The following is a 2,142-nucleotide window of genomic DNA, read 5'->3' as shown; positions in this document are numbered from 1 at the left end:
GCGGTGTTGGGGACGGCGGGGGCGGCGGCCGCGATCTCCACCATCTTCGGCAGCCGAAGCGCTGGTGGGCCATCACCATCGAACCGCCGCGGCCGCAGCCGGCGTCGACCAGGGTGTGGTCGGCGCGGATGTCGCCGAGGTGGCCGAGCAGCACGTCGGCCTGGGCGGACTCCAGCCGGTGCAGCTCGGCGATCACCTTCTTCTCGCGCTCGGCGTCGGCCGGGTCCCCGATCGCGGCCTGGTCGATCGCGCCGATGCCGTAGTGGTGGTGGTAGAGGCCGTCGACGTCACCCAGGCGGAGGTTGACCGGACGGGCCTCGTGGTCCCAGTAGCGCGCGATGTCGCCCTGGTACGGAGTCGCCGGGCCGGGGATGGTGTTGCCGGGGGTGGTGATGTCGTCGGTCACGGACATGGGTCAGCTCCTAGCGGATGGTCAAGGGGTCGGTCATCAAGGGAAGTCCGCTGCCGGCGGGAGGTGGTGCCCCCGGAGGGGCCGGTGTCACCAGAAGTCGGGCAGGGTGTAGCGGTAGGTGTTGGTCTGGTGCCAGTAGTGGTTGCCGTCGACCCACGCGGACACACCGCGCAGGAACCGTACGAGTGTCGGCACCGGGCAGGACACGGCAAGGGCGGCCGCCTCGGCCTCGAAGGCCAGCATCAGCTCGTTGTGGACCTCGACCGCCTTCAGGTAGCCCTCCTTGCGGGAGACGCCCTCACGCTCGGAGATCACCACCGGCAGGTTCAGGTGCAGTCCGGGGCTGGCCAGCTCCTTCATGTACGAGTACAGGTCGTTGACGATGGTGGTGGCGTTGCCGGCCAGTGCGATCACCCGCTGCATGGCGGGCAGCGCGTGCAGCTCGGCGGGCAGCTCGTAGCCGCCGACGGTGTCCGTGATCGTCGGGCAGGGGCGGAAGTTGTTGAACTGGCGCATGGCCAGGTACTCCCACACCTCCGGGACGTGGTCCGCCTGGTCCCAGGAGGCCTCGGCCAGGTACCCCAGGTGCAGCCGCGCCATGTCGTGCCGGAACCGGTCCGACTGGGAGGGCGTGGCGGCCCGGGTGAAGTACTCCATCGCCGAGTGGTAGGCGCGCCGGGGCGCGTCCGAGCTCAGCGAGGCCTCCCAGCCGGGGTGGTACTCCGACGTGGTGTGCAGCGGGTCCAGCGCGGTGTGCGCGAGCAGCAGGCGGCTGCCCAGGCCGATCGGCGAACCGCCGAGGTCCTCGCAGTAGCAGTCGTCCACCGCGTTCTCGGCCACCATCAGGCGGGCCGCGAGCATCAGGTGGTCGACGCTCGGCGCGTCCGGGTGGCAGGCCACCATGTAGCGCCCGGTGGAGAAGCCGTTGAAGTCCTTCTCCCACTCCGGCGGGTAGAGCTCGATCTCCTCCATCGCCCAGGCCTTGAGCTTCGCGCTCAGCGCCTCCACCCGCACCGGGTCGGGCTCGGCGACCGGGTGGTGGTAGAGGCCGGGGATCGGGTCGCCGCTCCGGGGCTTGCCGCCGCTCGGCGCCTCGGCGGCCGACCCGGCGGCGGCCGGGGTCGGGGTCGCGGCGGTCGGGACGGGCAGGACGTGGGCGGACGGCACCCGGAACCCGGGCGTCGCCGCCGCGGTCTCGGTCACGGTCGCGGTCGCCTCGGGCGCCGGGACCGCCTCGACCGGGACCTCGGGCGTCGGAGCCTGGGGCGCCGAGACCTCGTCCGCCGGGGCCTGCGGCCTGAACTGCAGCCCGGAGGTGCCCAGTCCGCTGGGCCCGCGCAGGATCCGTTCGATCGCGGGGGAGCTCATGGGCCCACCACCGGGGCGGTGACGGGCCCGGATGGTGTGTCCGGCCAGGCGCACAGGGGCATGGAGCCTCCTCTGAAGGGGGTCGCACAATATGACGGGTCGTCATCCCACCCGCCTCGAACGGGATCTCCGGTCTCCGGCCCCGTCTCGCTCGGTTCACCACCGTAGGCGCGAAGGCGCGTTCCGCATCGCACCAGACGATCTTCATCACCCGATAGGGTGAACGTTCCCCATGCGGGTGTTTGGGCGCGCCCCCGTCGTGCATCACCCCGCCCCGCACCTGGGCACTCCTGTCACGAACCGTCAAGTGGCGGCGCGGGCGGGCGATGCAGCAGATGGCGACGCTCGGCGGAGGAAATCAC

At 71.8% G+C, this 2,142-nt stretch carries 1 protein-coding gene and 1 pseudogene; both read right to left on the bottom strand.

Annotation, left to right across the window (positions count from 1 at the left end; genetic code table 11):
• Nucleotides 1-412, bottom strand: a pseudogene (locus tag ACWDCZ_RS40665) (hypothetical protein); the annotation flags it as partial.
• A gap of 87 nt (nucleotides 413-499) precedes the next feature.
• A complete protein-coding gene (locus ACWDCZ_RS40660) occupies nucleotides 500-1,780 on the bottom strand; it encodes a family 2 encapsulin nanocompartment cargo protein terpene cyclase (RefSeq protein WP_449818632.1) in 1,281 nt (426 codons plus the stop codon).
• Nucleotides 1,781-2,142 lie beyond the last annotated feature (362 nt).

It is taken from the genome of Kitasatospora sp. NPDC001225 (assembly GCF_053597855.1).
This window is presented reverse-complemented; position numbering and strand designations above follow the sequence as displayed.

Excerpts from the sequence above, each read along its gene's own strand:
- ACWDCZ_RS40660 (WP_449818632.1), bottom strand. The coding sequence starts at position 1,780 with ATGAGCTCCCCCGCGATCGAACGGATCCTGCGCGGGCCCAGCGGACTG.